The following is a 25,690-nucleotide window of genomic DNA, read 5'->3' on the forward strand; positions in this document are numbered from 1 at the left end:
TGCTGGAGTCTTGCCCATGTCTTACCACTGGAACTGGGGCATCTTCCTGAGCCCCGTGTCGACCGGCGAGCCGACGACTTATTTCGGATGGCTGATGTCCGGCTTCTGGGTGACGATCGAAGTGTCGCTCGTCGCCTGGGTCATCGCGCTGATCGTCGGATCGCTGTTCGGCGTGCTGCGCACGGTGCCGAACAAATGGCTGTCCGCGCTCGGCACCCTGTACGTGTCGATCTTCCGGAACATTCCGCTGATCGTGCAGTTCTTCGTCTGGTATCTCGTGATACCCGAGCTGCTGCCCGCATCGATCGGCACCTGGATCAAGCAGCTGCCGCCCACCACGCAGTTCTTTACCGCGTCGATCATCTGTCTCGGCCTGTTCACGGGCGCGCGCGTGTGCGAACAGGTGCGCTCGGGGATCAACGCGCTGCCGAAGGGCCAGCGCGCGGCCGGCCTCGCGATGGGCTTCACGCAATGGCAGACGTATCGCTACGTGCTGCTGCCCGTTGCGTACCGGATCATCGTGCCGCCGCTCACGTCGGAATTCCTGAACATCTTCAAGAACTCCGCCGTCGCGTCGACGATCGGCCTGCTCGACCTGTCCGCGCAGGCGCGCCAGCTCGTCGACTACACCGCGCAGACGTATGAATCGTTCATCGCGGTCACGCTTGCGTACGTGATCATCAACCTCGTCGTGATGTCGTTCATGCGCTGGATCGAAGGCCGCACGCGGCTGCCCGGCTATATCGGAGGCAAGTGATGCATCAGTTCGACTGGAGTAGTATTCCCGGCGCGCTGCCGACGCTGTGGACGGGGGCGGTCATCACGTTCCAGATCACGCTGATCGCGATCGTGGTCGGGATCGTCTGGGGCACGCTGCTGGCGCTGATGCGGCTGTCGGGCGTCAAGCCGCTCGCGTGGTTCGCGCAGGGCTACGTGACGGTGTTCCGCTCGATCCCGCTCGTGATGGTGCTGCTGTGGTTCTTCCTGATCGTGCCGCAGTTGCTGCAGGGCGTGCTCGGGCTGTCGCCGACGATCGACATCCGCCTCGCGTCGGCGATGGTCGCGTTCTCGCTGTTCGAAGCCGCGTATTATTCCGAGATCATCCGTGCCGGCATCCAGGCGGTGCCGCGCGGGCAGGTGAACGCCGCGTTCGCGCTCGGCATGAACTACGCGCAGGCGATGCGACTCGTGATCCTGCCGCAGGCGTTCCGCGCGATGGTGCCGCTGCTGCTCACGCAGGCGATCGTCCTGTTCCAGGATACGTCGCTCGTGTACGTGATCAGTCTCGCGGACTTCTTCCGCACGGCGGCCAACATCGGCGATCGCGACGGCACGACCGTCGAGATGGTCCTGTTCGCCGGCGCATGTTATTTCGTGATTTGCACGTTGGCGTCTGCTCTCGTCAAGGGTCTCCAGAAAAAGGTCACAAGATGATTTCCATCAAGAACGTTTCGAAGTGGTACGGCCAGTTTCAGGTCCTCACCGACTGCACGACCGAGGTCAAGAAAGGTGAAGTGGTCGTCGTGTGCGGCCCGTCGGGCTCGGGCAAGTCGACGCTGATCAAGACCGTGAACGGCCTCGAGCCGTTTCAGCAAGGCGAGATCCTCGTGAACGACCAGTCGGTCGGCGACAAGAAGACGAACCTGTCGAAGCTGCGCTCGAAGGTCGGGATGGTGTTCCAGCATTTCGAGCTGTTCCCGCACCTGTCGATCACCGAGAACCTGACGCTCGCACAAATCAAGGTGCTCGGCCGCGGCAAGGACGAGGCGAACGAGAAGGGCATGAAGCTGCTCGATCGCGTCGGCCTGAAGGCGCATGCGCACAAGTTCCCGGGCCAGTTGTCGGGCGGCCAGCAGCAGCGTGTCGCAATCGCGCGTGCGCTGTCGATGGATCCGATCGCGATGCTGTTCGACGAGCCGACGTCCGCGCTCGATCCCGAGATGATCAACGAAGTGCTCGACGTGATGGTCGAACTCGCGCAGGAAGGGATGACGATGATGGTCGTCACGCACGAGATGGGCTTCGCGAAGAAGGTCGCGCATCGCGTGATCTTCATGGACAAGGGCGCAATCGTCGAGGACGACCGCAAGGACGATTTCTTCTCGAATCCGAAATCGGAACGCGCGAAGGACTTCCTCGCGAAGATCCTGCACTGAGCGTTCGCGCGCTTCACGCGCGTCCATGCAAAAACCGCCCGGCCGAGCGCCGGGCGGTTTTTTTTCGTCCGTTGGCCGCGGACGTTACCAGCTGTAGCGGTAGCCGACCTGCCCGACGATGCCGCGCCGGTAATCGCCGCCGATGTTGCGCGCGATCTTTGCGTTCGCGTACAGCTCGCCCGACTTGCCGAAGCCCGCGGTCACGCCGACGCCGAGCTCGTACCAGGTGCGGCCGAGGTGCGTCGCGAACGGCGTGCCGCCGACGACGGTCTGGCCCGGCGACAGGAAGTCGTGCAGCACGTCGGCCGTGAAGTACGGCGTCGCGGCGCCGCCGCCCGCATCCGACTGGAGGTTCGGCCTGAAGATGCGCACGCCGACGCGGCCGCGCAGCGCGTTCGTCGTCGTGCCCGATACGGCCGACACGTTGTCGTTGAACCCGTTCAGCTTCAGGTACTGATACATCAGCTGCGCTTGCGGCTCGATCGCGATCGGCGTGCCGCCGATCGCGAACGGCTTGCCGACTTCCTGCGACAGCGCGATACCGAAGCCGTTCTGCGACGCCTCGTTGCCGTAGCTGTCGCGATAGCGGTTGCCGTAGTGCGTGACCTGCCCGACGCTGTCGAAGTAGGTGCCGTCCGGCAGGTAGCGCGTCCAGTAGCCGCCGACGCTCTGCGCGTGCATCTCGACCGAGCCGGTCGACGTCGACAGGTTCTGCGTGTCGGCGCGCGCCATGTCGCTGAAGCTCGCGTTCGACACGCCGATGCTGGCCGTCACGCCCGCATGCGTGCTGCCCGCGCCGTTCGGCGCCTGGTCGAGCGTCCAGTCCTTGCCGAACTGCGCGAAGAACGTGCGCTCGTCGGCCGCGAAGCGGCCCGCGTTGGCATCGAGACTCTGGCCACCGATGCGCCCCCATACGCCGTCGCGGTTGCCGGGCTGCTGCTTTTCGACGTTGTAGATGTCGCCGACGCGCTCATGCAGCTTGCCGAGCGTCGAGAAGCCGTAGTCGGCGTTCAGCAGCGGCGTGAGCGCGTAGCCGGCGACGCCCGGGCGATACGCGAGCGTGCCGCCGCCATTCCCGTTGCCGCCGTCGCCGCCGCCCGACGGGTGAATCGGGTCGCCGGGGTCGGTCTGGTCGAGCTGCGAGCGCAGGTACCAGCCGTTCGCGTCGCTCTGCCCGCCGCGATAGAGCCGGTATTCGTACGCACCGGCCTGCACGGGCCCGGCGAGATGGAACGCCGACGCGGTGGTCGTGCCGCCGTTGGCCGTGACGACCACGGGAATCCCGTCGCCGGTCGTCTGCGCACCGGTGCCGGCCGTGTTGGCGATCTTCAGACCGGTCGTGCCGCTCGCGGCGCCGCCGTTCACGATCAGCCGGTCGGTCGGCGACGTATCGGCGCCGAGATACGTGTTGAGCGCGATCGTGCCGCCGTTACCGACGTAGCTGCCGGTCGTCAGCGTCTTGTAGCTGCCCGTGAGCGTCGGCGAACCGACGGGTGCGGTGAATGCGACGAGGCCCGCGTTGTTCAGGCTGCTCAGGACCGAGCTGCCCGTCATGCGCCACGTGCTCGTGCCGTCGACGGTCAGTGCGACCGGATCGATCTTGCCGGTCAGCGTCGTGCCGTTCGCGAGGAACACGTTGCCGGTGCTCGATGCGTCTGAGACGATGTCGCCCGCGAGGTTCACGGCCGATGCGTTGAACGTCACGTTGCTGCCGCTCGCAAGGTTCAGCAGCGTGCCGTTGCCGGCCGTCACGACCGTACCGTTGCGCACCGCGATGTCGGCCGTGCCGCCTCGCGCGGAGAAGGCCGGCCCGGCGACGGACGTCACGCTGCCGCCGTCGACCAGGACCGAATTCGTCGCGCCGTTCGCGAGCGTGTCAGACGTCAGTACGCCGGCCGTCGCGCCCTTGAGCGTCGTGCCGGTCAACGCGAGCACGCCGCCGCTGTTCGCGGTTGCGCCGTTGCCGGCCGCGCTGCCGATCGACGAACCCGTATCGGCGATGCGCCCGCCGTTCTGCGCGACGACGCTGTCGGCCGCGCTGCCCGACGTGGCGAGCGTCGCGCCCGACAGCAGCGCCGTTGCGCCGCCGTCCATCACGGCCGCGTGCGCGCCGGCGCCGGTTGTCGCGACCGTCGTGCCGGTGGCGGAAAGCGTCGAATCCGCGCCCGATACGTACAGGCCGCGCGCGTTGGCGCCGGCGGTGTGGACGGACGTTGCCGCGTCGGTCGCGATGCGTGCGCCCGCGCCGGTCGACGTGAGGCCGTCGGCGCCGGTGCCGGTCGTGGTGATCTGCGTGCCGGCCAGCGCGATCGTGGTGTTCGCGCCGAGGTTGCGGATCCCGCTGCCCGATCCGCCGACCGAGATCGAGGTCGTGCCGGCCGCGATGCCGCCGCCCGTGACGGTCGAGTCGATCAGCACGCCGTCGGCGCTGCCGTTCGCGATCACGGTGCCGGCGCCCGACAGCGCGACCGATGCGCCGGCGCCCGTCAGGCGAACGCCCGCGATTCCGTTGTCGGCTTCGATCGAGCCCGCGTTGGCGAGCGTTGCCGACGCACCCTGCACGAGCGCGCCGGTGCCGTCGGACACATGGATCGTCGACGCGTTGTTCACCGTGCCTTGCGTGCCGACGACGACGCCCGTCGAGCCGGCGCCGGTCAGCAGCACGGTGTCGCGGTTCTCGAGCGTGCCGAGGTTCTGCGCGACGAAGCCCGTCACGCCGGCGGTCGACGACGTCACGGCGGCCTGGTTGGTCAGCGTCGTCGCGACCGGTGCGCCGGCGTTCGCGCCGGCGAGATCGTGCGCCTGCCCGTCGACGACGCCCGCGATCGCGCCGGCCGCGTTCAGGTTGATCGTCGCGCCCGCGTCGATCGTGCCGGTCGCGCCCCCCTCGACCGCGATCGCGATGCCGTTCGCGCCGTTGACGTTGTAGATCGCGTTGCCGGTCGACAGCGTCGTGCCGGCGTCGGTCGCGAGCACGCCACGCGCACGCTGGCCGTTGACGTCGGTCGTCAGCGCGCCGGCTGTCGACGCGCCCGTGTAGGCCGCGCCGCCCGCGACGCGGAACAGCGTCGAGTCGTCGGTGTCGACGCTGAGGTGCTGCGCGGCGACGTTGATCTTCGAGCCTGCGCCGTAGGCGTAGAAGCCGATCTGGTTCGTGCCGGACATGAAGGCCGGCACCGCGTTCGCGCCGACGTTGATCGTCGCGCCCGAGCGTGCGTGCACGCCGATCGCGCCGGTGCCCGTCAGGTTGAGCGCGCCATCGAGCGTGGCCGTGGCGCGCGGCCCTTCGGCCCACACGCCGTAGTTGCGCGTGCCCGAGGCCGGATCGAGGCTGCCGGCCACGTTGATCGTGCCGGTCGACAGGGCAGTCGTTGCCACCGACCCGGTGCCGACGACCATGATGCCGATGCCGTTCACGCCGTTCAGCGTGATGGTGCCGGAGTTGCTTACGGTCGCGGCCGTATCGGCCGCGAGCATGCCGACGTTGGCGAGCGGCGTGCCGGGTGCCGCGCCGTTGACGACGATCGTACCTTCGTTGCTCAGATAGCCGTACGACGAACCGATGCTTGCCATCGCGGCGCCGTTCTGCGTCTGCGAACCGATCACGATCGTGCCGAGGTTGCGCCCGGTGCCGGAACTGCCGAGCAGGATGCCATACGCGTGCGCGGAGAGCGCGACGTCGCTTGCCGTGCCGCCGGGTGCGTACTGTGCCGAGCGGCCGAGGTAGATCGTGCCGCCGGCCTGGTTCGTGAAGAGGCCGTCGTTGGTGACGAGGCCGCCGATCACCTGGCTGTCGAGCGTCGTCGCATTGACGCCGACGTTGATCGTACCGGCGTTCGACCCGGTCGCGCCGCCTGTCACGCCTACCGCGTAGTTCTGCAGGTTCGGCTGGTTGCCGTCGAGCGTCCACGCGCCGACGTTCATCACGCCGTTGTTGACGAACGAGGTGCCCATCCCGCTTGCATACACACCGTTGCCTTCCGTGTAGGCGTTGAAGCCGAAGTTGACGGGCGGCGCGCTGCCGCTCGTGTCGAAGTTGTCGCCGGACGCGTAGCCGGACGAGATCGTGCCGTTGTTGACGCCGCTTGCGCCGCTCAGCAGGCGCACCAGCGTGAAGTCGCCCGACAGGCGCCCGTCGTTGACGAAGTGCGCGCCGTTCTCCGCGAGGACGGCCGAGCTCGAGACGATCGTGTTGGTGCCGCGGAAGTCGATCTGGCCGTCCGTGCCGATATGCAGCGTCGCGTTCGCGCCGGTGCCGTGCATCGCCGACAGGTAATCGATCGGCAGCGTGTTCTTGTCGCCGGCGGACACGTTGTTCTGGTACTGAAAGGTTTCCTGCGAGAACGTGACCGCCTGGCTGAACGCGCTGTCGTAGGCAGCCTGCGAGCCGAGCGCGCCGCTTTGCACCGAGCGCACGAGAAAGTCGTTGTACGCGGCGAGCGACGCGGCGTCGGTGACCTTCCAGGTGCTGCCGTCGAACGCGGTGAAGGTGCCCGTGTAGGCCGGCACGTCGAGCTGGAGGTTGCCGACGGCACCGCCGCTCGCCAGATAGTCGCCGGTCGTGAACCAGATCTGGTTGCGCGAATTCCAGTTGACGGTGCTTTTTGCAGTGCCCGTGCCGTCCGCGAGGGCGAGGTCGGTCTGCTTCGCGGCCATCGAGATCGCGTTGCCGGCTGCATCGGGCGCATTCGCCGCATTGCCGATCGACACGTCGAGCGTGCCGCCGGTGCGGCCGATGGTGCCGATGCGCGTGTCCACGTACTGGTTGCCGTTCACGTCGTTGTAGACGGGTACGTTGGTCGCGCCGGCCGTCGACGCGGTGAATGCGGACGAGTCGTAGGTCGCGACCGACGTGCGGGTGCCGGTGATCGAGTCGGGCGTGCTGACGCTGTAGGTCTTGCCGCCGAGCGACAGCAGCGGCTGGCTCGGGTTGCCCGACACGATGGTGGTGCTGCCGATCGGCGTGAGCGTGTAGCCGGGGTTGCCGCCGGTGCCGGCCCATGCGCCGGTCACGCCGACCGTGTCGCCGCCCGAGACGGTCGCGGAACCGACCAGGTTGTCGTTGGCTGTCGGGTTGAAGGTGCCGACCGCGCAGGTGCCGCCGTTCGCGATTGTCGCGCCGTTGCCGCAGGTCGACGCATGCGCGGCGCCGGCCGACAGCATGGCCAGCGCCGCGCCGAGTGCGGCGACCCGCGGCGGCGGCCGGCGCATGGCTTCATGCGCGGCGCCGCGGCCCGTGCCCGATTCGCTGCCTGAGCGCTTGCCGCGCGCCCGTGCCGTTTCCGCTGCCGCGACCCAGCAGCCGGCGGCTTCGCTCCATATCGATCGAAATGAGTGATTCACGACAAGCCCCTCTTTCTTGTTTTGAAGTGGCATTCGCCGCAGCTCGGCGAATTCGCAATCCGCGGTGGCGAAATAATCCGAAGGGGGCGTGCGGCGGCTATGGCTGCGTGTCGCGCCAATCGTGTTTCGTTACACCAGCGATGGGCGGAGTCTACTGATTCGAATCGCGTTCGATGATCGAGAAATTGGGAAATGTAAGGATGCCAACCGTAATGGGTCGTATTTTTGATTTGTGTGGTTAATCGAACCGAAAGCCTTGCTGGCGAGGGATTGGAGGATTTTATGAAAATCCGGAATGATTCTCGGGGTAGGTGGGGTAACGCACGGTTTGGTGGAAGTCGATGCGCTAAAACGCGCGCCCGAGATTATATTTATTTATTGGGGTGGTGTTATTGTTTTTGATTTAATTGCTGTTTATTTTCGCTTGTGAATTAATAAAATCAAGCGAATTTCAGATGGCATCGATTCATTGCGCCGGATGGCGGTCCGAATGAAATGGCCTTGGCCGGCACGGGGCGATTTTCGTCGGTGAAGGGCGTCGCCGCCTCCGGTGCGGGGTTTGCTCAAGCAAGCAGGCAGGAAGCCGGCGCGGCGCGTGCCGCACCGGATTCAGAAATCGATCGCGTCGTCGGAATCGCCGTCGGTGGCGGTGGCGAGTGCCTCACGGGCGTCACGCGGCGCGGACGCCGATGCGTCGAGCGCCGGATTGCGCAGCTTCTCGAGCACGCGTTCCGGCACCGGAATCTGCATCCGCGCGGCGACGTCGCCGCACTGGAACATGATCAGCTCGCCCGGCTCGAACGCGGTCCAGACTTCGTCGTCGGTGAGCGGCTGCGTCGCGATCACCGCGACGCGATCTTCAGGCGTCGTGTATTTCGCGAAGTCGATCGACAGGTCTTCGTCGACGAGATGCGCGGTCGAGAACGGCCAGCGCCGCACGAGATAGTGCAGCCGCGTCGAGCAATGCGCGAAGAGCGCCTGGCCGTTCGACATCAGGAAGTTGAACACGCCGTGATCGGTGATCCCGCGCGTGAGCTCGCCGACACGCTCGAACAGCTCGGGCAGCGGCGGTTGCGCACCGGGAAAGGCCTCGCGCAGCCCCTGCATCAGCACGCAGAACGCCTGCTCGCTGTCGGTCGTGCCGACCGGGTGGTAGACGCTGCCGTCCATGTTCGGCGCGTAGTCCTGCAGGTCGCCGTTATGCGCGAAGATCCAGTGCCGGCCCCACAGCTCGCGCATGAACGGATGGCTGTTCTCGAGCAGGATGTGCCCTTGCGTCGCCTTGCGGATGTGCGCGATCGTGTTCTTGGACTTGATCGGGTAGCGCTTCACCATTTCGGCGATCGGCGACGTGGCCGATGCCTGGTGATCGATGAACAGGCGGCAGGCCTTGTCCTCGAAGAACGCGATGCCCCAGCCGTCGGCATGGTGATCGGTCAACCCGCCCCGGGCCGCGAAACCTGTGAAGGAGAATGTGACGTCCGTCGGCGCGGCGCAGTTCATTCCTAAGAGTTGGCACATTTTACTTGGGGCGGCAGGCTGAAGCGGGGGGTAACGAACCGGGCGAACCCCGGTACAATGCGGCTTCTAGCATATCACCGAGCCCTGAGCGGTAAAAAGCGGATTCCGCTGGTCAAAGGTCCCGTGTTGCGGTTTGCCGTCAGTCGGCCCGCGCACGCGTGTTCCGGCCCCGCCGACGGCAAGCACGTTCCTCACGACGCCTCCTATGACTGCCTCGAACGCTTCCTCCCCGGCGACGCTCTCGCTCGCCCGTCCCGACGACTGGCACCTGCACCTGCGAGACGGCGACATGCTGGCCGCCGTGCTGCCGCACACCGCACGCCAGTTCGGCCGCGCGATCGTCATGCCGAACCTGAAGCCGCCGGTGACGACCACCGCGCAGGCGCAGGCCTATCGCGAGCGCATCCTCGCCGCGCTGCCCGCGGGGATGACGTTCGAACCGCTGATGACGCTGTACCTGACCGACAACACGCCGCCCGACGAGATTCGCCGCGCGCGCGAAAGCGGCTTCGTGCACGGCGTGAAGCTGTATCCGGCAGGCGCTACGACGAATTCCGACCACGGCGTCACCGATCTCGCGAAATGCGCGAAGACGCTCGAGGCGATGCAGGAAACCGGCATGCCGCTGCTCGTGCACGGCGAGGTGACCGATGCGTCGATCGACCTGTTCGACCGCGAGAAAGTGTTCATCGACCGCGTGATGACGCCGTTGCGCCGTGATTTTCCGGGCCTGAAGGTCGTGTTCGAGCACATCACGACGAAGGACGCGGCCGACTACGTGCGCGACGCCGACGCGGCGCCCGGCCTGCTCGGCGCGACGATCACCGCGCATCACCTGCTGTACAACCGCAACGCGCTGTTCGTCGGCGGGATTCGCCCCCATTACTACTGCCTGCCCGTGCTGAAGCGCGAGACGCATCGCGTGGCGCTGGTCGAGGCTGCGACGTCGGGCAACCCGCGCTTCTTCCTCGGCACCGACAGCGCGCCGCATGCGCGCGACGCGAAGGAAACCGCGTGCGGCTGCGCAGGCTGCTACACGGCGCTGCACGCGCTCGAGTTGTACGCGGAAGCGTTCGACACGGCCGGCGCGCTCGACAAGCTGGAAGGGTTCGCGAGCTTCTTTGGCGCCGATTTCTACGGGCTGCCGCGCAGCGCCGAGACGGTCACGCTGCGCCGCGAGGCGTGGGAGCTGCCGCGCGAGATCTTCGCGGGCGACACGCCGGTCGTGCCGCTGCGCGGCGGCGAGACGATCGGCTGGAAACTGGCGTGACCGATGCGTCGCCGCGCGAGTCCGGCCAGGCGGCCGGCCGCGCGGCGGCGGAATTCGCGCGGATCGACTGGTCCGCGCCGTGGCTCGCGCCCTGTGCGGACCCGGGCCGGGCCGTCCAGGCGGCCGCATTGGCGGGCGACGCCGCGTTGCTCGATGCGCTGAACGGGGCGTTGCGCGACGGTGCGCGTGTCGCCGCCGAACTCGCGACGCGCGCGCTGACGAGCCGCGATTTCGCGCTGCTCCCGGTGCTCGGCGCTCCCGGCTGGTGGGCGGCGAATGCCGATGCCGCGTTCCATGACGATCCGGCGGTATTCCGCATCGGCCGCCGCTCGCGCGCTGCCGACTGCGGCGCGCAGTGCTAGAATGCGCGTCGCAAAGCAGGCCAGGCAGTCGCGGCCTCGCCGCCTTCGGGCGCGCGGGGGCGAGGAAAGTCCGGACTCCACAGGGCAGGGTGATGGCTAACGGCCATCCGTGGCGACACGCGGAACAGGGCAACAGAAAGCAAACCGCCGATGGCCCGGCGCAAGCCGGGATCAGGTAAGGGTGAAACGGTGCGGTAAGAGCGCACCGCGGCGACGGCGACGTTCGCCGGCACGGTAACCTCCACCCGGAGCAATTCCAAGTAGGCAGGCGCGCATTTTCGGATGCAGGACGGGGCCCCCGTCTCGTCTGCGGGTAGGAAGCTTGAGCGCGTCAGCAATGGCGCGCCTAGAGGAATGGCTGCCACGCGTTGCGCGCTTCGGCGCGCAGCGTGCACAGAATCCGGCTTATCGGCCTGCTTTGCGGTTCGAATGCGAAAGGGCCGGCGTCTCCTTGCGGAGCGCCGGCCCTTTTTTCATGCGTGCCGCCGTGCGTTCAGGTCGGGACGATGTCGAACGAATGCGTGAGTTCGGCCGTCTTCGCGATCATGATCGACGCGGAGCAGTACTTGTCGTGCGACAGGGTGATCGCGCGCTCGACCGTGCCCGGGTTCAGGTTGCGGCCCGTGACGGTGAAGTGGAAGTGCACCTTCGTGAATACCTTCGGATCTTCGCTCGCGCGTTCGGCCTTCAGCGTGACCGAGCAGCCGGTGACTTCCTGGCGGCTCTTCTTCAGGATCAGCACGACGTCATAGGCCGTGCAGCCACCGGTGCCGAGCAGCACCATTTCCATCGGACGCGGCGCGAGGTTGTGGCCGCCGCCCTCGGGCGCGCCATCCATCGCGACGAGATGCCCGCTGCCGGTCTCGGCGGAAAACGCCATGCCGTCCTGGCCCATCCAGCTTACTTTGCATTCCATGCTTGCGCTCCAGCGTTGCCTGATTCGGATTCGATCCGGCATTGTAGCCCGCTGCGCAACGGTCGGCTGATGCGCTGCACGACGTGCAATGCCGGCGCCGCGCGGGCAGGGCGTCTGACGGCAATTTCCCTGCTTTTTTTAGGGGTTTTGCTCTAGACGAGGGGTATTTTTGCGCATGCTCGTCAGAGTCATGTGATTGATTTTAAAGAGGAAGTTTGCTTTCTGAGTGCGCCGTCTGAAATTTCGCATTATGGTTTTGGATTTCGTAATGCAAATTTTCTTGTGCAGCCGAGGACGCGTTCGTATAATGAGCCTCATTGGTTGTCGCGCTGCGGCAACCTCCGAATGTCTCCTCCACCCTCCTCCTGAGGTGGATTAAGCCCGAACCAGCCGTTCGGGCTTTTTTTCGTCCCATGCAAACATCGGCGCACGGCTTGCGCGCACCGGCAGTGTTACGCGGGCTGCCGCGCGGCCGGCTGCGATGTCGCGTCGGGCGCCGTGCCGCGCGTGCGCGAGTCAGGCGCCGGCGCATGGGCGGCCGACGCGTGGCCGTGGCCGCGAGCGCAGAAGTGACGGACGCGTTCGCGCACCGCGCGCAGGCGGGTGACGCGATCCTCGGCATGGGCGCTCCGGGCTTCGCTGATACGCGCATCGAGCGCGTCGAGCTTGGCTTGGCAACTGGCGTGGTCGGCGACGGCGGGCGCCGCGGCGGCCAGCAGCGCGGCCGCGAAGAGGGGCGTAAGTCGTTGTTTCATCATGCTTGTTTGTTGTTTTCCGTGTTCGGCCGGTCTGGCGCGGCAAGGTCAGGTGCCGCGCGTCGATGGGTGCCGCCCCAGGCGCTCGGTTCGCCTGGCTGGTTGGGGCACGACCGGATTTTGGCCCATTTCGGGCGCCGCGGACATGGGACGTGGATTCCCTTTGACCGCGTCGCCGTATTTCCTTTATAATTCAGGGCTTTTCCGCATTCATGCCCACGGAAAAAGAACAGGGAGAGCCTGCACCGCGCCTCGAAGCGCACACAGACAAGCAGGACGAACACATCGGGCAAAGCATTTTTTTTGGATCGATCATGAAGACGTTTTCCGCAAAAGCCCATGAGGTGACGCGCGAATGGTACGTGATTGACGCGACGGATAAGGTTCTCGGCCGTGTTGCCAGCGAAGTGGCACGCCGTCTGCGCGGCAAGCACAAGCCTGAGTTCACTCCGCACGTCGATACTGGTGATTTCATCATCATCGTCAACGCGAGCAAGTTGAAGGTCACGGGCAACAAGACGCTGGACAAGAAGTACTACCGTCACTCGGGCTACCCGGGCGGTATCTATGAAACGACGTTCGGCAAGATGCAAGAACGCTTCCCGGGCCGCGCGCTCGAGAAAGCGGTCAAGGGCATGCTGCCGAAGGGCCCGCTCGGCTACGCGATGATCAAGAAGCTGAAGGTCTACGCAGAAGCGACGCATCCGCATTCGGCTCAACAGCCGAAGGCGCTCGAGATCTAAGGGGACCCACATGATCGGTAACTGGAACTACGGTACGGGCCGCCGCAAGAGCGCAGTCGCACGTGTCTTCATCAAGGCTGGCAAGGGCGACATCGTCGTCAACGGCAAGCCCATCGCTGACTACTTCTCGCGCGAAACGTCGCTGATGATCGTGCGTCAACCGCTGGAACTCACGAACCACGGCCAAACGTTCGACATCAAGGTGAACGTGAATGGTGGCGGCGAAACGGGTCAGGCAGGCGCAGTGCGCCACGGCATCACCCGTGCACTGATCGACTACGACGCGACGCTGAAGCCGTCGCTGTCGAGCGCAGGCTTCGTGACGCGCGATGCGCGTGAAGTCGAGCGTAAGAAGGTCGGTCTGCGCAAGGCACGCCGCGCCAAGCAGTTCTCGAAGCGTTAATTCCGCTTCATGGCCTCGCCGCCTTCGGGTGGCGTCCGCCGGAAAAACCGCCAGTTTTCGCGCTGGCGGTTTTTTTATGCCCGCTTGTTTGCCCGCGCCCGGGCCGCCGCCGCGGCAGCCCGCGTGGGCAGGTTTGATGAAATCGACAAGAACCTATTGATTTCATGGACTTCAGCACGATCTTCTGATCGGCCCTACAATAGCGGCTAAAGCTTTTTGGAGAGTTCGAATGAACGCTGTTACCGAATCCGCAGCAACGACGACCGATATGCCGCTGCCGTTCGTCTTCACCGACGCCGCGGCCGACAAGGTCAAGCAATTGATCGACGAAGAGGGCAATCCCGACCTGAAGCTGCGCGTGTTCGTGCAGGGTGGCGGCTGCTCCGGCTTCCAGTATGGCTTCACGTTCGACGAGGAAGTCAACGAGGACGACACCGTGATGAACAAGAACGGCGTCCAGCTCCTGATCGACTCGATGAGCTACCAGTACCTGGTCGGCGCCGAGATCGACTACAAGGACGACCTCAACGGCGCCCAGTTCGTGATCAAGAACCCAAACGCGACCACCACCTGCGGGTGCGGTTCGTCGTTCTCGGTCTGAGCGCGCGCCAGATCCGCGCCGGTTCGCCGGCATGAAAAACGGGGCTTCATGCCCCGTTTTTTTTACGTCTGTCTGCCATGCGGCGCCCGCCGCATGGCGCGCTTCGCGTCAGCGCGGATAGAGCGCGCCGAGCACGCGGTTGCCGGCGGCGCCGGTGACCGTCGCGAGATTGCCGGGCTGGCGCGCGGTGAAGCGATAGGCGAGCCACGCGAACGCGAGCGCCTCGACCTGCTGCGGCGGCACGCCGAGTGCGGCCGTCGTATCGACGGTGGCCGGCACGCCGGCCTCGTGCAGCGCGTGCCGGAGCGCGTCGAGCAGTACCGGGTTGCGTGCGCCGCCGCCGCAGACGAACACGGCCTTGCAGCCCGATGCGTGTTTGGCGATCTCGCGTGCGACCGACACGGCGGTGAGCGCGGTGAGGGTCGCCTGCACGTCCTCCGGCGCGACCTGTGCGAACGCGGCGAGCTTCGCGTCGAGCCATGCGGGATTGAACAGGTCGCGGCCGGTGCTTTTCGGCGGCGGTGCGGTGAAATACGGCTCGTCGAGCAGCGCGTCGAGCAACGACGCGTGCACGGTGCCGCGCGCGGCGAACTTGCCGCCGTCGTCGTACGGCTTGCCCAGATGGCGGGTCGCCCATTCGTCGAGCAAAGCGTTCGCGGGGCCGCAGTCGAAGCCGCGCACGTCGCCGCCTTCGCCCGGCAGGATCGTGATGTTGCTGATTCCGCCGAGATTGCAGACGACGCGCGTTTCGCCCGGCGCACCGAACACCGTTGCATGGAACGCCGGCGCGAGCGGCGCGCCGTGGCCGCCGGCGGCCACATCGCGGCTGCGGAAATCGGCGATCACGTCGACCTGGGCCAGCTCGGCGAGCAGCGCCGGATTGTTGAGCTGCCGCGTATAGCCGCGCTCGGGGCGATGACGTACCGTCTGGCCGTGCACGCCGATCGAGCGGATCTCGTCGCGCGACAGCCCGGCCGTGCGCTGCAATTCATGGCAGCACACCGCGTAGCGCGTGACGAGCGCGTTCGCCGCGAGCGATTCGCGGTCGATCTCGTTGTCGCCGGGCTGTTGCAGCGCGAACAGCGCGTCGCGCAGCGATTGTGCGAAGCCGACGAACGCTTCCGCGAGCACGACCGGCGCCTTGCCGGCCTCGAAACGCACGGCGACGCCGTCGACGCCGTCCATGCTGGTTCCCGACATCAGCCCGAAGTAGATGCCGTCGGCCGGATGGGCGTTTTGCGGCTGTCGTTGCGGCACGTTGGGTTCTCCTGGATCGTGCGGCGCGGGCCGGTGCCGCGCGCCTTGCGCCCGATTATCCGCGCAACCTGACGTGCCGTTAAGCGATGCGCGCGCAAGTTATGGGAAAATCCCTGTTTTTGCGACATTCTTCCTGGCACCGATGAGCACCGAATCCAGTTCCAAGCCTGTTTTCCCGATCACCGACGAAGTCCGGCATGCGCTCGCCGTCACGAAGCGCGGCGTCGACGAGCTGCTGATCGAGGAAGAGTTCGCGCAGAAGCTCGCGCGCAGCGCGGCCACGAACACGCCGCTTCGCATCAAGCTCGGCCTCGATCCGACCGCGCCCGACATCCACATCGGCCACACGGTCGTGCTGAACAAGATGCGTCAGCTGCAGGATCTCGGCCACACGGTGATCTTCCTGATCGGCGATTTCACGTCGCTGATCGGCGATCCGTCGGGCCGTAACGCGACGCGCCCGCCGCTCACGCGCGAGCAGATCGAATCGAATGCGAAGACCTACTTCGAGCAGGCCGCACTCGTGCTCGATCGCGACAAAACCGAGATCCGCTACAACAGCGAATGGTCGATGCCGCTCGGCGCGGACGGGATGATCAAGCTGGCGTCGCGCTACACGGTCGCGCGGATCCTCGAGCGTGAAGACTTCACGAAGCGCTTCCAGGGCGGCGTGCCGATCTCGATCCACGAATTCCTGTACCCGCTGATGCAGGGTTACGACTCGGTCGCGCTGAACGCCGATCTCGAGCTCGGCGGCACCGACCAGAAGTTCAACCTGCTGGTCGGCCGCGAATTGCAGAAGCAGTACGGCCAGGAACAGCAGTGCATTCTGACGATGCCGCTGCTCGAAGGCCTCGACGGCGTCGAGAAGATGTCGAAGTCGAAGGGTAACTACGTCGGCATCAGCGAGAAGCCGACCGACATGTTCGGCAAGCTGATGAGCATCTCGGACACGCTGATGTGGCGTTACTTCGAGCTGCTGTCGTTCCGCAGCCTCGACGAGATCGCGGGCTTCAAGCGCGAGGCTGAAGGCGGCCGCAACCCGCGCGACTTCAAGGTGCTGCTCGCGCAGGAAATCGTCGCGCGATTCCATTCGCAACCCGATGCCGAGCGTGCGCTGGAGGACTTCAACCACCGCGCGAAGGGCGGCGTGCCGGACGACATTCCGGCGGTCACGCTGGCCGGTGCGCCGCTGGCGATCGGCCAATTGTTGAAGCAGGCCGGCCTCGTGCCGTCGACGAGCGAAGCGCTGCGCAACATCGAGCAGGGCGGCGTGAAGATCGACGGCGCGACGGTGTCGGACAAGGGCCTGAAGATCGAAGCCGGCGAGTTCGTCGTGCAGGTCGGCAAGCGCCGCTTCGCGCGCGTCACGCTGACCGCATGATCGCGCTGATCCAGCGCGTGAAGCGCGCCGACGTGCGCGTCGGCGACCGTACGACCGGCGAGATCGGCGCGGGCCTGCTCGCGCTGGTCTGCGCGGAACGCGGCGACACCGACGCGGCAGCCGACAAGCTGCTCGCGAAGATGCTCGGCTACCGCGTGTTCAGCGACGCCGCCGGCAAGATGAACCTGCCGGTGTCGAACATCGACGGCGAGGGCCGCGCTGGCGGCCTGCTGCTCGTGTCGCAATTCACGCTCGCGGCCGATACCAACAGCGGGCTGCGTCCGAGCTTCACGCCGGCCGCGCCGCCCGACGAAGGTGCGCGGCTGTTCGATTATTTCGTTGCGGCTGCGCGGGCGCGCCATCCGGTCGTCGAGACGGGCGAGTTCGGCGCCGACATGCAGGTGTCGCTCGTCAACGACGGCCCCGTGACGTTCTGGCTGCAAGTGCGGCCCTGATTCTTTCCCGGAGACGCGCCGCGATGGCCACCACGCAGATTCTTTTCATTCGCCATGGCGAGACGGCCTGGAACCGCATCAAGCGCATCCAGGGCCATATCGACATTCCGCTGGCCGACACCGGGCTCGCACAGGCGAAGCGGCTGGCAGCCCGGCTCGAACGGGAGGCGCGCGACGGCGCGCGAATCGACGCGGTCTATTCGAGCGACCTGATGCGTGCGCAACAGACCGCACAACCCTTTGCCGATGCGCTTGGTCTGCCGCTGCAGCTGCGTGAAGGGTTGCGTGAACGCTCGTACGGCGCGTTCCAGGGGCACGACAGCACCGAGATCGAGACGCTGTTCCCGGACGCGTACGCGGCCTGGCAGACACGCGATCCGGGTTTTGCACCGGAAGGCGGCGAGTCGCAGCGCGAGTTCTATCACCGCGTGCTGCATGCGCTCGAACCGATCGTCGCCGCGCATCCGGGCGGCCGGATCGCCTGTGTCGCGCACGGCGGCGTGCTCGACTGCGTGTACCGCTTTGCGAACGGAATCGAGCTGTCGGCGCCGCGCAATTACCAGCTGCTCAATACGAGCATCAACGTCGTCGATTACGTGGATGGCCGCGCACAAGTCGTGCAGTGGGCCGACGTGTCGCATCTGGAAGCGGCGAGCGACGACGACGACGGGTACCGCAAGGTGCTCTGAGTCCGCGGGCCCCGCACGGCATTGCCGGCCGGGGCTTCCGTTACCGCGAGCCGCTTACTGCGGCAGCGCGTGGCGTGTCTTGTAGTCGAGCGCGTACGCAATCTTGCCCGGTTTGTCGGCCGTGATCGGCTGGCGCAGCTTGTCGAATTCCCCCTTGTTGTATTTCTTCCCGCCGTTGATCGCATCGGCGCGCCCGAGGTCGGCACCCGTCTTGCCGTCGATCACCGGGTCCGTTGCCGCGACCATTCGCGTCGACGCATTCCAGACCGCATTCAGATAGCCCGTGTCGGCCTTCGCCGGATCGGGATCGGTCGTGCCGCCGCGCGTGAGGTCGTAGCTCGGCAGCGCGAACGTGCCGGGTTGCGCGCGCAGCCAGTCGGCCCAGTAGAACTCGAGGTAATCGGTCGCTTGCGCGGGCTTGCTGTAGCCGATGTCGCGCGTGAAATAGACGAGCGACCGGTAGCGATCGTTCGTCATCCCGAGTTTCAGGCCGAGCCCGGTCGGCAGTTGCTCGGTCGTGATTGCCTTGCCGTCGCCGTTCTTCAGGCGCAGGTAGCCTCGGCTTTGCATCTGTTGCCAGAACGCGTCGCCCGAGTAGTCGCTGAGGTTGTCCTTGACGACGACGTGCACGTGCAGCGCCGCGCCGCCGTCGGGCGTCTCGTAGTAGGTCGACAGGCCATGATGGCCGTCGGTCAGGTACAGCGCATCGCCGTTCGGGCCGATCACGACCGGGTTCAGCACTGAGCGGTCGCGGGCGTTCGCGTCGGTCGTCGTGCACGTGTAGCTCGCGGGCTCGCGCAGCGACGACTTGGCCGTGTAGCCGCTCGATGCGACGCCGCCGAGCCCTTCGTCCGCGCAGAAATCGTCGAATTTCTTGTCGGGCTGCAGTTCGTAGCGGCCGAGCTTGTAATAGATCTGGTCGTAGCCAATCGCACCCTGCGTCGGATGGAGATCGCCGAGCGTCACGTCGATCAGGTCGCCCGCGCGCGCGGCCTTCCACTTGCCCGCTTGCGGCGTGACGGTGGCCGGTGGGGGCGTGGTGCCGCCGGACGGCGTTTGCGAGTCGGTACGCGCCACGGCGACGACATCGTCGCCTCCGCAGGCGGTGAGGGCGAAGACGGTGGACAGGCTGGCGGCAAGGGCGAAACGGATCGGCAGGCGGAGCATCGCGGGCATCGGGTGTCGGTCGGGTGAACGGGAGACCGCGCGGGTCACGAACAGGCGGGGGACGAGCAGGACATGCGACCGTGCGCGGGTGCAAGCCTGTCAGCTTGTCACAGGAATTTGACAGCAAATTGAAATGATCGGAAGAACCGGATCGTCAGGCGGACGGGGTGCCGTCGGGCGGGGTCGCGGTCGCGCGACGGCGTGCACGTTTCGACGCGCCGTTGACGAGCGCCCAGCGCAGCACGGGGGCGACGGCCCGTACGCCGGGCCGGACCACCGCGCGGCGCAGCGGCGCGAACGTCGATACGCCGAGCATGCGCTGCGCCCAGGGCGGCAGCAGGTCGATTCCCGCATGCATCATCAGCGACGCGGCCGGCCGCAGCACGGGTGTCGCGACCGGCGCATTCAGCAGGATGTCCATCACGTCGAAGGTGTGCGGCCCGGCCTCGAGTTCAGGCTGCATGCGCGCGAGATAGGCGGCAACCTCGGCGCGCGAACGCGGAACCCCTTGGGCGCCGAGCAGCTCGGCGATCAATGCCGTTTCGGCGTAGTAGCGGTCCTGCAACTCGCCCGACAGAGACGGATTCACGTAGCGCAGATGCGCGGCGAGGAAGCTCGATACTTCCGCGACATGCACCCAGGTCAGCAACGATGGATCGTCGGCGCGATACGGGCGGCCGTCCGGCGCGGTGCCCGAGATGCGCGCGTGGATCGATTTCACGCGCTCGATCAGCGCGAGGGCGTCCGCGCGGCTGCCGAACGTCGTGCCCGTGATGAACGTGGCGGTACGGCGCAAGCGGCCGAGGATGTCGGTGCGGAACGACGAGTGATCCCAGACGCCCGCGAGCGCGAGCGGGTGGAGCGCCTGCAGCAGCAGCGCGGCGATGCCGCCCGTCATCATCGACGTGAAGTCGGCGTGCACGCGCCAGCAGACGGCATCGGGGCCGAACAGCCCAGGGTCGCCGGGCGGTGAAGAGAGATCGAGCGACGGGCCGCCACCGCCCGCCGTCAGGTGCGTGATGCCGGCCACCAGCCGCTTGCGGATCGGCTCGGCCCAGCGCGGGCCCGGTGCGGGCGCGGCGGGGTGGCGGCTGGGCGGTGTGGTCATGGCGGGCGCGGCTCGGGCGACGGGTTACTTCCCGTCGGGCGTATTCCATTCGCCGCGTTCGGCGCGGCCGGTGTCGGGCGCCGAGAGCCCGAAGTGACGATACGTGAGCAGCGTCGCGACGCGCCCGCGCGGCGTGCGTTGCAGGAAGCCCTGCTGGATCAGGTACGGCTCGAGCACGTCCTCAATGGTGTCGCGCTCCTCGCCGATCGCCGCCGCGAGGTTGTCGATGCCGACCGGGCCGCCGTCGAACTTGTACAGGATCGCTTCAAGCAGCTTGCGGTCCATCAGGTCGAAGCCGACCGGATCGACGTCGAGCATCGCGAGCGCGGCATCGGCCACCGCTGCCGTGATCTGGCCGTCGGCCTTCACTTCCGCGAAGTCGCGCACGCGGCGCAGCAGCCGGTTCGCGATCCGCGGCGTGCCGCGCGAACGCTTCGCGATTTCCAGCGCGCCGTGCGGATCGATCTGCGCGTTCAGCAGCGACGCCGAGCGCCGCACGATGCGCGACAGCTGATCGGCGTCGTAGAACTCGAGCCGCGCGACGATCCCGAAACGGTCGCGCAGCGGGTTGGTCAGCATCCCCGCGCGGGTGGTCGCGCCGACCAGCGTGAACGGTTGCAGATCGAGCTTCACGCTGCGCGCGGCCGGACCTTCGCCGATCATGATGTCGATCTGGTAATCCTCGAGCGCCGGATACAGGATTTCCTCGACGACCGGCGACAGCCGGTGGATCTCGTCGATGAACAGCACATCGTTGGCTTCGAGGTTCGTCAGCAGCGCGGCGAGATCGCCCGCGCGCTCGAGCACGGGGCCCGACGTCTGGCGGAGGTTCACGCCCATTTCGCGCGCGATGATGTGCGCGAGCGTCGTCTTGCCGAGACCCGGCGGCCCGAACAGCAGCACGTGATCGAGCGGCTCGGAGCGGCGCTTCGCCGCTTCGATGAAGATCTCGAGCTGGCCGCGCACCTTTTCCTGGCCGACGTAGTCGTCGAGCTGGCGCGGCCGCAGCGCACGTTCGAACACCTCCTCGTGCGACGAGGTGGGCGTGGCGGCGATGATCCGCTGCTCGGTGGCGAGTTTGTCGGTTTCAATCATGCGGCCATTGTACCGCGCGACGCGTTCCGGCCCACCTGGCCGAACGGCCGACTGGCGCGCGGTGCGGCGCCGCGCGACACTGGTTTCAACGGCCGGATTGACCGTGCGTTACACCTTCGACAACGCCTTCAGTGCGAGCTTGATGCCTTCGGACACGCCGGTGCCGGCCGGCACGTTCTTGATCGCGGCCAGGCCTTCCTTCTCGGAATAGCCGAGCGCGAGCAGCGCGTTGAGGATGTCGGTCGCGTGGTCGGACGGCGACGCCGCGCCGGCGAGCGCACCGAGGTCGGCGCCGAGCTTGCCCTTCAGCTCGAGCAGCAGGCGTTCGGCCGTCTTCTTGCCGATGCCGGGCAGGCGCGTGAGGCGCGCGGCGTCCTGCATCGTCACGGCCTGCGCGAGCTCCTGCACGCTCATGCCGGACAGCACGGCGAGCGCCATGCGGGCACCGATGCCGGTGATCTTCAGCAGCTCGCGGAAGGTCGTGCGCTCCTGCGGCGTCAGGAAGCCGTACAGCAGGTGCGCGTCCTCGCGGACGATCTGCTGCGTGAGCAGCACGACGCGTTCGCCCGTTTGCGGCAGGTTGTAGAAGGTGCTCATCGGCACGTCGATTTCGTAGCCGACGCCGTTGCAGTCGACGAGCAGATGAGGCGGGTTCTTTTCGAGCAGGATGCCGGCGATGCGACCGATCATGGAGGGCGGGACGAGAGGAATAAAGCGCGAGTGTAGCGCACGCGTGGCGCAATGCCGATGGGCCTGGCCGTCAGGCCGAAGCGATGCGTGTCGTGGGGGGGCGCCGCGCGCGGTCGAAACGGTCACGGCGTCCGCTCCGGGGAGTCGGGCGACCGCGTGCGCTGGCGTCAGCCGACCAGCCGCCCGCGCCGCACGCGCAGCCCTTTCTTCGCGAGCGCCGGTGCGAGGCCGCTGATCGTGCCGAGCGTATTGCCGCTGTGTGCGTGGCAGATCGCCATCCCGAGTGCATCGGCCGCGTCGCTGCCGGGCTGGCCGGACAGGTTGAGCAGCCGGGTGACCATTTCCTGCATCTGCGACTTGGTCGCGCGGCCGTAGCCCACGACGGCCTGCTTCAGTTGCAGTGCGGTGTATTCGGCCACCGGCAGGCCGCCGGCGACGAGCCCGCAGATCGCGGCGCCGCGCGCCTGGCCGAGCAGCAGCGTCGACTGCGGGTTCACGTTGACGAACACCTGTTCGATCGCGGCCTGATCAGGCGCATGTTCGCGCACGAGCGTCGATACGCCCTGGAAGATCGTGCCGAGCCGCGTGGCCAGGTCGGCCGTCGGCGTGCGGATCACGCCGCTCGCGACATACGCGAGCCGATGGCCGCTGACGTCGATGACGCCGAAGCCGGTGACGCGCAGGCCAGGGTCGATGCCGAGAATTCGCATGAGTGAGGAGAGAAACCTGATGCAGCGATACTACAACGAATGGTGCAGCGCACCGGTCGCACGCTTGCGTGCGCGGGCGTCGCGCAATAAAAAACCCGGCGGGTGCGACGCCGCCGGGCTCTCATGTTGCAGCCACGCGGGCCGCATGCGATCAGTGACGGAAGTGACGCACGCCGGTCAGGACCATCGCGATGCCGTGCTCGTCGGCTGCCGCGATCACTTCGTCGTCGCGCATCGAGCCGCCCGGCTGGATCACGCAGGTCGCGCCGGCTGCCACGACGACGTCGAGGCCGTCGCGGAACGGGAAGAACGCATCCGACGCGACAGCCGAGCCGGCCAGCGTCAGGCCCGCGTTCTGCGCCTTGATGCTCGCGATGCGGGCGGAATCGACGCGGCTCATCTGGCCGGCGCCGACGCCGAGCGTCATGCCGTTGCCGCAGAACACGATCGCGTTCGACTTCACGTACTTCGCGACACGCCATGCGAACAGCAGGTCGTCCATTTCCTTCGCGGTCGGCTGGCGCTTCGTGACGACGCGCAGCTCGCTCGGCAGCACGTTGCGCGAGTCGAGCGACTGCACGAGCAGGCCGCCGCCCACGCGCTTCAGGTCGAACGCGTTGTGACCGTCGCCGAGCGCGATTTCGAGCAGGCGCACGTTCTGCTTCGCGGCGAACACCTGCTTTGCGGCGTCCGAGAACGACGGTGCGATCAGCACTTCGACGAACTGCTTCGCGACAGCCTGCGCGGCCGCTTCGTCGACTTCGCGGTTGAACGCGATGATGCCGCCGAATGCGGAAGTCGGATCCGTCTGGAACGCCTTCGCGTAAGCATCGGCCGAGTCGTTGCCGACCGCGACGCCGCACGGGTTCGCGTGCTTGATGATCACGCAGGCCGGCGCGTCGAACGTCTTCACGCATTCCCACGCCGCGTCCGAATCCGCGATGTTGTTGTACGACAGTTCCTTGCCCTGCAACTGGCGGTAGTTCGCCAGTGCGCCGGCCGGCGTCGCGAGATCGCGGTAGAACGCCGCGCTCTGGTGTGGGTTCTCGCCGTAGCGCAGGTCCTGCACCTTGTCGAACGCCATGTTCAGCGTGGCCGGGTACGCGCTGCGCGACGCGTGCTGCAGCTCGTCGGTCAGGCTCGTCAGGTAGTTCGTGATCGCGCCGTCGTATTGCGCGGTGTGCGCGAACACCTTCGTCGCGAGGCGGAAGTTGGTCGGGTAGCCCACCGCATTGCCGTTCGCCTTCATTTCATCGAGCACGACCGCGTAGTCGGCCGGATCGACGACGACCGTCACGTCGCGGTGGTTCTTCGCGGCCGAGCGCAGCATCGTCGGGCCGCCGATGTCGATGTTCTCGATCGCGTCGGCGAGCGTGCAGTCGTCCTTCGCGATCGTCGCGACGAACGGGTACAGGTTCACGACGAGCAGGTCGATCGTCGGGATGCCGTGCTGTTCCAGCGCCTGCATGTGCTCGGGCAGGTCGCGGCGGGCGAGGATGCCGCCGTGCACCTTCGGGTGGAGCGTCTTCACGCGCCCATCGAGCATTTCCGGGAAGCCCGTGTAGTCGGCCACTTCGGTAACGGGCAGGCCGGCGTCGGCGAGGAGTTTCGCGGTGCCGCCCGTTGACAGCAGCTTGACGCCGAGGTCGGACAGCGACTTCGCGAAGTCGACGATGCCGGTCTTGTCGGAAACGGAAATGAGCGCTTGCTTGATCATGATGGAACCACCAATAGCCAGGGAAACGGGGACGGGGCGGCCGACTACAGCAGGCCGTGCTGCTGCAGCTTCTTGCGCAGCGTATTGCGGTTGATGCCGAGGTACTCCGCGGCGAGCGACTGGTTGCCGCCTGCCTGTACGAGCACGACCTCGAGCATCGGCTTTTCGACGCAGGACATCACCATTTCATAGACGTCGTGCGGATTGGAGCCGTCTAGATCCCGGAAATACACGTCCAGGCTCTCGCGGACACATTGTTCGATGTTGTGCTTGCTCATGCTGCTAACTGGTTATGGTCGTCCGACTCGCCCTGGCCGTTTTCCTCTTCGTCATCGACGTAGACGAGGTGGTCCGACAGCGCCTTTTGCGCCTCGAAGAATGCATTGACGGCGGCGAGTTGCTCGCGGGAGGAATCGAGCGTGTTCATCCTGTGCCGGAACCCGTTGGCACCGGAAAGGCCGCGAGTGTACCAGCCGATGTGCTTGCGCGCAGTACGGACTCCCGTGAATTCACCATAGAAAGCGTAGTGGTCTTCCAGGTGTTCGTTCATCACGTGCTGGATCTCGTCGATCAGCGGCGGGGGCAGCAGTTCACCGGTTTGCAGGAAATGATCGATTTCGCGGAACAGCCACGGCCGGCCTTGCGCGGCACGACCGATCATCAGCGCGTCGGCGCCGGTTGCATCGAGCACGGCCTTCGCCTTCGCGGGCGACGTGATGTCGCCGTTTGCAACGACCGGAATCCGCACGGCCGCCTTCACGGCCGCGATGGTGTCGTATTCAGCGTCGCCGCGGTACAGGTCGGCGCGCGTGCGGCCGTGCACGGTGAGCATCGAGATGCCGGCCGCTTCGGCGAGGCGCGCGACCGTGATCGCGTTCTTGTGCTCGCGGTCCCAGCCGGTGCGGATCTTCAGCGTGACGGGCACCGCATCGGGCCCCGTGCCGACCGCCGCGACGACGGCCTCGACGATCCGCTGCACGAGCGGCTCGTTCTGCAGCAGCGCGGAACCGGCCGCGACGTTACAGACCTTTTTCGCCGGGCAGCCCATGTTGATGTCGATGATCTGCGCGCCGTTGTCGACGTTGTAGCGGGCCGCTTCGGCCATCATCGCCGGATCGGCGCCGGCGATCTGGACCGCGATCGGCTCGACTTCGCCGTCGTGGTTCGCACGGCGCATCGTCTTCGCGCTTTTCCACAGCTGCGCGTTGGACGCGACCATCTCGGACACGGCGTAACCGGCCCCCAGCCGCTTGCACAGCTGACGGAACGGACGATCCGTCACGCCGGCCATCGGGGCGACGAACAGGTTGTTACGCAATACGTGAGGGCCGATAACGGGCATCGCAAT

At 66.7% G+C, this 25,690-nt stretch carries 25 protein-coding genes and 1 other RNA gene; 13 read left to right on the forward strand and 13 right to left on the reverse strand.

All coding sequences use genetic code 11. The features are described 5' to 3' along the window. Nucleotides 1-16 precede the first annotated feature (16 nt). The 3 genes from KEC55_RS03040 to KEC55_RS03050 are packed head-to-tail and all read left to right on the forward strand — an operon-like array spanning nt 17 to nt 2,156. Complete coding sequence (locus tag KEC55_RS03040; protein ID WP_059236131.1) at nt 17-757, forward strand: amino acid ABC transporter permease; 741 nt, start codon at nt 17-19, stop codon at nt 755-757. Then, nucleotides 757-1,434, forward strand: a complete 678-nt coding sequence (gene gltK, locus KEC55_RS03045; RefSeq protein WP_282506691.1) for a glutamate/aspartate ABC transporter permease GltK — start codon at nt 757-759, stop codon at nt 1,432-1,434. Before KEC55_RS03040 ends, gltK begins: the two co-directional genes overlap by 1 nt. Next, complete coding sequence (locus KEC55_RS03050; RefSeq protein ID WP_282506692.1) at nt 1,431-2,156, forward strand: amino acid ABC transporter ATP-binding protein; 726 nt, start codon at nt 1,431-1,433, stop codon at nt 2,154-2,156. The genes gltK and KEC55_RS03050 overlap by 4 nt, the downstream gene beginning before the upstream one ends. Nucleotides 2,157-2,240: 84 nt before the next feature. On the opposite strand, the gene KEC55_RS03055 is transcribed toward KEC55_RS03050, so the two are convergent. After that, nucleotides 2,241-7,499: an autotransporter outer membrane beta-barrel domain-containing protein gene (locus KEC55_RS03055; RefSeq protein ID WP_282506693.1), complete on the reverse strand. Its 5,259-nt coding sequence runs from the start codon at nt 7,497-7,499 to the stop codon at nt 2,241-2,243. Nucleotides 7,500-7,794: 295 nt separating this feature from the next. On the opposite strand from KEC55_RS03055, the gene KEC55_RS03060 reads away from it, so the two are divergent. Further along, nucleotides 7,795-7,929 carry a hypothetical protein gene (locus KEC55_RS03060; RefSeq protein WP_282506695.1) on the forward strand — a complete coding sequence of 45 codons (135 nt, stop codon included), beginning with the start codon at nt 7,795-7,797 and terminating at the stop codon, nt 7,927-7,929. Between the two features lie 179 nt (nt 7,930-8,108). Here KEC55_RS03060 and KEC55_RS03065 read toward each other — a convergent pair whose 3' ends face one another. Continuing rightward, nucleotides 8,109-9,020 carry a class II glutamine amidotransferase gene (locus KEC55_RS03065; protein WP_176050491.1) on the reverse strand — a complete coding sequence of 304 codons (912 nt, stop codon included), beginning with the start codon at nt 9,018-9,020 and terminating at the stop codon, nt 8,109-8,111. A 205-nt stretch (nt 9,021-9,225) separates the two neighbouring features. Between KEC55_RS03065 and pyrC the strand changes: the two genes are divergently transcribed. The 3 genes from pyrC (at nt 9,226) to rnpB (ending at nt 11,076) form a co-directional block, all read left to right on the forward strand. Continuing rightward, a complete protein-coding gene (pyrC, locus tag KEC55_RS03070; RefSeq protein ID WP_011350953.1) occupies nt 9,226-10,290 on the forward strand; it encodes a dihydroorotase in 1,065 nt (354 codons plus the stop codon). Then, the gene (locus KEC55_RS03075; protein ID WP_282506696.1) at nt 10,287-10,652 is read left to right on the forward strand and encodes a DUF3025 domain-containing protein; all 366 of its coding nucleotides are present in this window, start codon (nt 10,287-10,289) and stop codon (nt 10,650-10,652) included. The genes pyrC and KEC55_RS03075 overlap by 4 nt, the downstream gene beginning before the upstream one ends. 12 nt (nt 10,653-10,664) lie before the next feature. Beyond that, an RNA gene (gene rnpB / locus KEC55_RS03080) (RNase P RNA component class A) lies at nt 10,665-11,076 on the forward strand. Nucleotides 11,077-11,145: 69 nt separating this feature from the next. Here the strand turns inward: rnpB and KEC55_RS03085 are convergent. After that, complete coding sequence (locus KEC55_RS03085; protein WP_282506697.1) at nt 11,146-11,610, reverse strand: OsmC family protein; 465 nt, start codon at nt 11,608-11,610, stop codon at nt 11,146-11,148. 410 nt (nt 11,611-12,020) lie between these two features. Then, nucleotides 12,021-12,326: a DUF1090 family protein gene (locus KEC55_RS03090; RefSeq protein WP_282506698.1), complete on the reverse strand. Its 306-nt coding sequence runs from the start codon at nt 12,324-12,326 to the stop codon at nt 12,021-12,023. A gap of 311 nt (nt 12,327-12,637) precedes the next feature. Between KEC55_RS03090 and rplM the strand changes: the two genes are divergently transcribed. From rplM to erpA, 3 genes are all read left to right on the forward strand, one after another. Then, complete coding sequence (rplM, locus tag KEC55_RS03095; protein WP_041490553.1) at nt 12,638-13,066, forward strand: 50S ribosomal protein L13; 429 nt, start codon at nt 12,638-12,640, stop codon at nt 13,064-13,066. 10 nt (nt 13,067-13,076) lie between these two features. Further along, entirely contained in the window at nt 13,077-13,469 is a 393-nt protein-coding gene (gene rpsI, locus KEC55_RS03100; RefSeq protein WP_048251223.1) for a 30S ribosomal protein S9, read from the forward strand. Between the two features lie 229 nt (nt 13,470-13,698). Beyond that, on the forward strand, nt 13,699-14,070 hold the full coding sequence (gene erpA, locus KEC55_RS03105; protein ID WP_006759918.1) for an iron-sulfur cluster insertion protein ErpA: 372 nt from the start codon (nt 13,699-13,701) through the stop codon (nt 14,068-14,070). A 108-nt stretch (nt 14,071-14,178) separates the two neighbouring features. Here erpA and KEC55_RS03110 read toward each other — a convergent pair whose 3' ends face one another. After that, the gene (locus tag KEC55_RS03110) at nt 14,179-15,327 is read right to left on the reverse strand and encodes an anhydro-N-acetylmuramic acid kinase (protein WP_282506699.1); all 1,149 of its coding nucleotides are present in this window, start codon (nt 15,325-15,327) and stop codon (nt 14,179-14,181) included. A 142-nt stretch (nt 15,328-15,469) separates the two neighbouring features. On the opposite strand from KEC55_RS03110, the gene tyrS reads away from it, so the two are divergent. From tyrS to KEC55_RS03125, 3 genes are read left to right on the forward strand one after another with little or no spacing between them, the layout of a single operon-like run. Next, nucleotides 15,470-16,711: a tyrosine--tRNA ligase gene (tyrS, locus tag KEC55_RS03115; RefSeq protein WP_176050495.1), complete on the forward strand. Its 1,242-nt coding sequence runs from the start codon at nt 15,470-15,472 to the stop codon at nt 16,709-16,711. Then, nucleotides 16,708-17,166, forward strand: coding sequence for a D-aminoacyl-tRNA deacylase (dtd, locus tag KEC55_RS03120; RefSeq protein WP_011350959.1), 459 nt, complete (start codon nt 16,708-16,710; stop codon nt 17,164-17,166). The genes tyrS and dtd overlap by 4 nt, the downstream gene beginning before the upstream one ends. 23 nt (nt 17,167-17,189) lie before the next feature. Beyond that, nucleotides 17,190-17,855, forward strand: coding sequence for a histidine phosphatase family protein (locus tag KEC55_RS03125; RefSeq protein ID WP_282506700.1), 666 nt, complete (start codon nt 17,190-17,192; stop codon nt 17,853-17,855). A 54-nt stretch (nt 17,856-17,909) separates the two neighbouring features. Here the strand turns inward: KEC55_RS03125 and KEC55_RS03130 are convergent, their stop codons facing one another. The 8 genes from KEC55_RS03130 to dusB all read right to left on the reverse strand — a co-directional run bounded on the left by KEC55_RS03130 (nt 17,910) and on the right by dusB (nt 25,684). Continuing rightward, nucleotides 17,910-19,022 carry a ParB/Srx family N-terminal domain-containing protein gene (locus KEC55_RS03130; RefSeq protein WP_282507478.1) on the reverse strand — a complete coding sequence of 371 codons (1,113 nt, stop codon included), beginning with the start codon at nt 19,020-19,022 and terminating at the stop codon, nt 17,910-17,912. A 154-nt stretch (nt 19,023-19,176) separates the two neighbouring features. Then, nucleotides 19,177-20,130, reverse strand: a complete 954-nt coding sequence (locus tag KEC55_RS03135; RefSeq protein WP_282506701.1) for an oxygenase MpaB family protein — start codon at nt 20,128-20,130, stop codon at nt 19,177-19,179. Nucleotides 20,131-20,154: 24 nt separating this feature from the next. Further along, entirely contained in the window at nt 20,155-21,225 is a 1,071-nt protein-coding gene (gene ruvB / locus KEC55_RS03140) for a Holliday junction branch migration DNA helicase RuvB (RefSeq protein ID WP_176050498.1), read from the reverse strand. Nucleotides 21,226-21,333: 108 nt separating this feature from the next. Further along, nucleotides 21,334-21,915, reverse strand: coding sequence for a Holliday junction branch migration protein RuvA (ruvA, locus tag KEC55_RS03145; protein ID WP_014898064.1), 582 nt, complete (start codon nt 21,913-21,915; stop codon nt 21,334-21,336). A gap of 167 nt (nt 21,916-22,082) precedes the next feature. Continuing rightward, nucleotides 22,083-22,625: a crossover junction endodeoxyribonuclease RuvC gene (gene ruvC, locus KEC55_RS03150; protein WP_096506379.1), complete on the reverse strand. Its 543-nt coding sequence runs from the start codon at nt 22,623-22,625 to the stop codon at nt 22,083-22,085. A 151-nt stretch (nt 22,626-22,776) separates the two neighbouring features. Further along, nucleotides 22,777-24,342 carry a bifunctional phosphoribosylaminoimidazolecarboxamide formyltransferase/IMP cyclohydrolase gene (purH, locus tag KEC55_RS03155; RefSeq protein ID WP_282506702.1) on the reverse strand — a complete coding sequence of 522 codons (1,566 nt, stop codon included), beginning with the start codon at nt 24,340-24,342 and terminating at the stop codon, nt 22,777-22,779. A 44-nt stretch (nt 24,343-24,386) separates the two neighbouring features. Continuing rightward, the gene (locus KEC55_RS03160) at nt 24,387-24,620 is read right to left on the reverse strand and encodes a Fis family transcriptional regulator (RefSeq protein WP_006476892.1); all 234 of its coding nucleotides are present in this window, start codon (nt 24,618-24,620) and stop codon (nt 24,387-24,389) included. Further along, complete coding sequence (gene dusB / locus KEC55_RS03165; RefSeq protein WP_282506703.1) at nt 24,617-25,684, reverse strand: tRNA dihydrouridine synthase DusB; 1,068 nt, start codon at nt 25,682-25,684, stop codon at nt 24,617-24,619. Before dusB ends, KEC55_RS03160 begins: the two co-directional genes overlap by 4 nt. Between the last annotated feature and the right edge of the window lie 6 nt (nt 25,685-25,690).

Origin of the sequence: Burkholderia cepacia, from assembly GCF_029962485.1 — a bacterium.
Classification (GTDB): domain Bacteria; phylum Pseudomonadota; class Gammaproteobacteria; order Burkholderiales; family Burkholderiaceae; genus Burkholderia.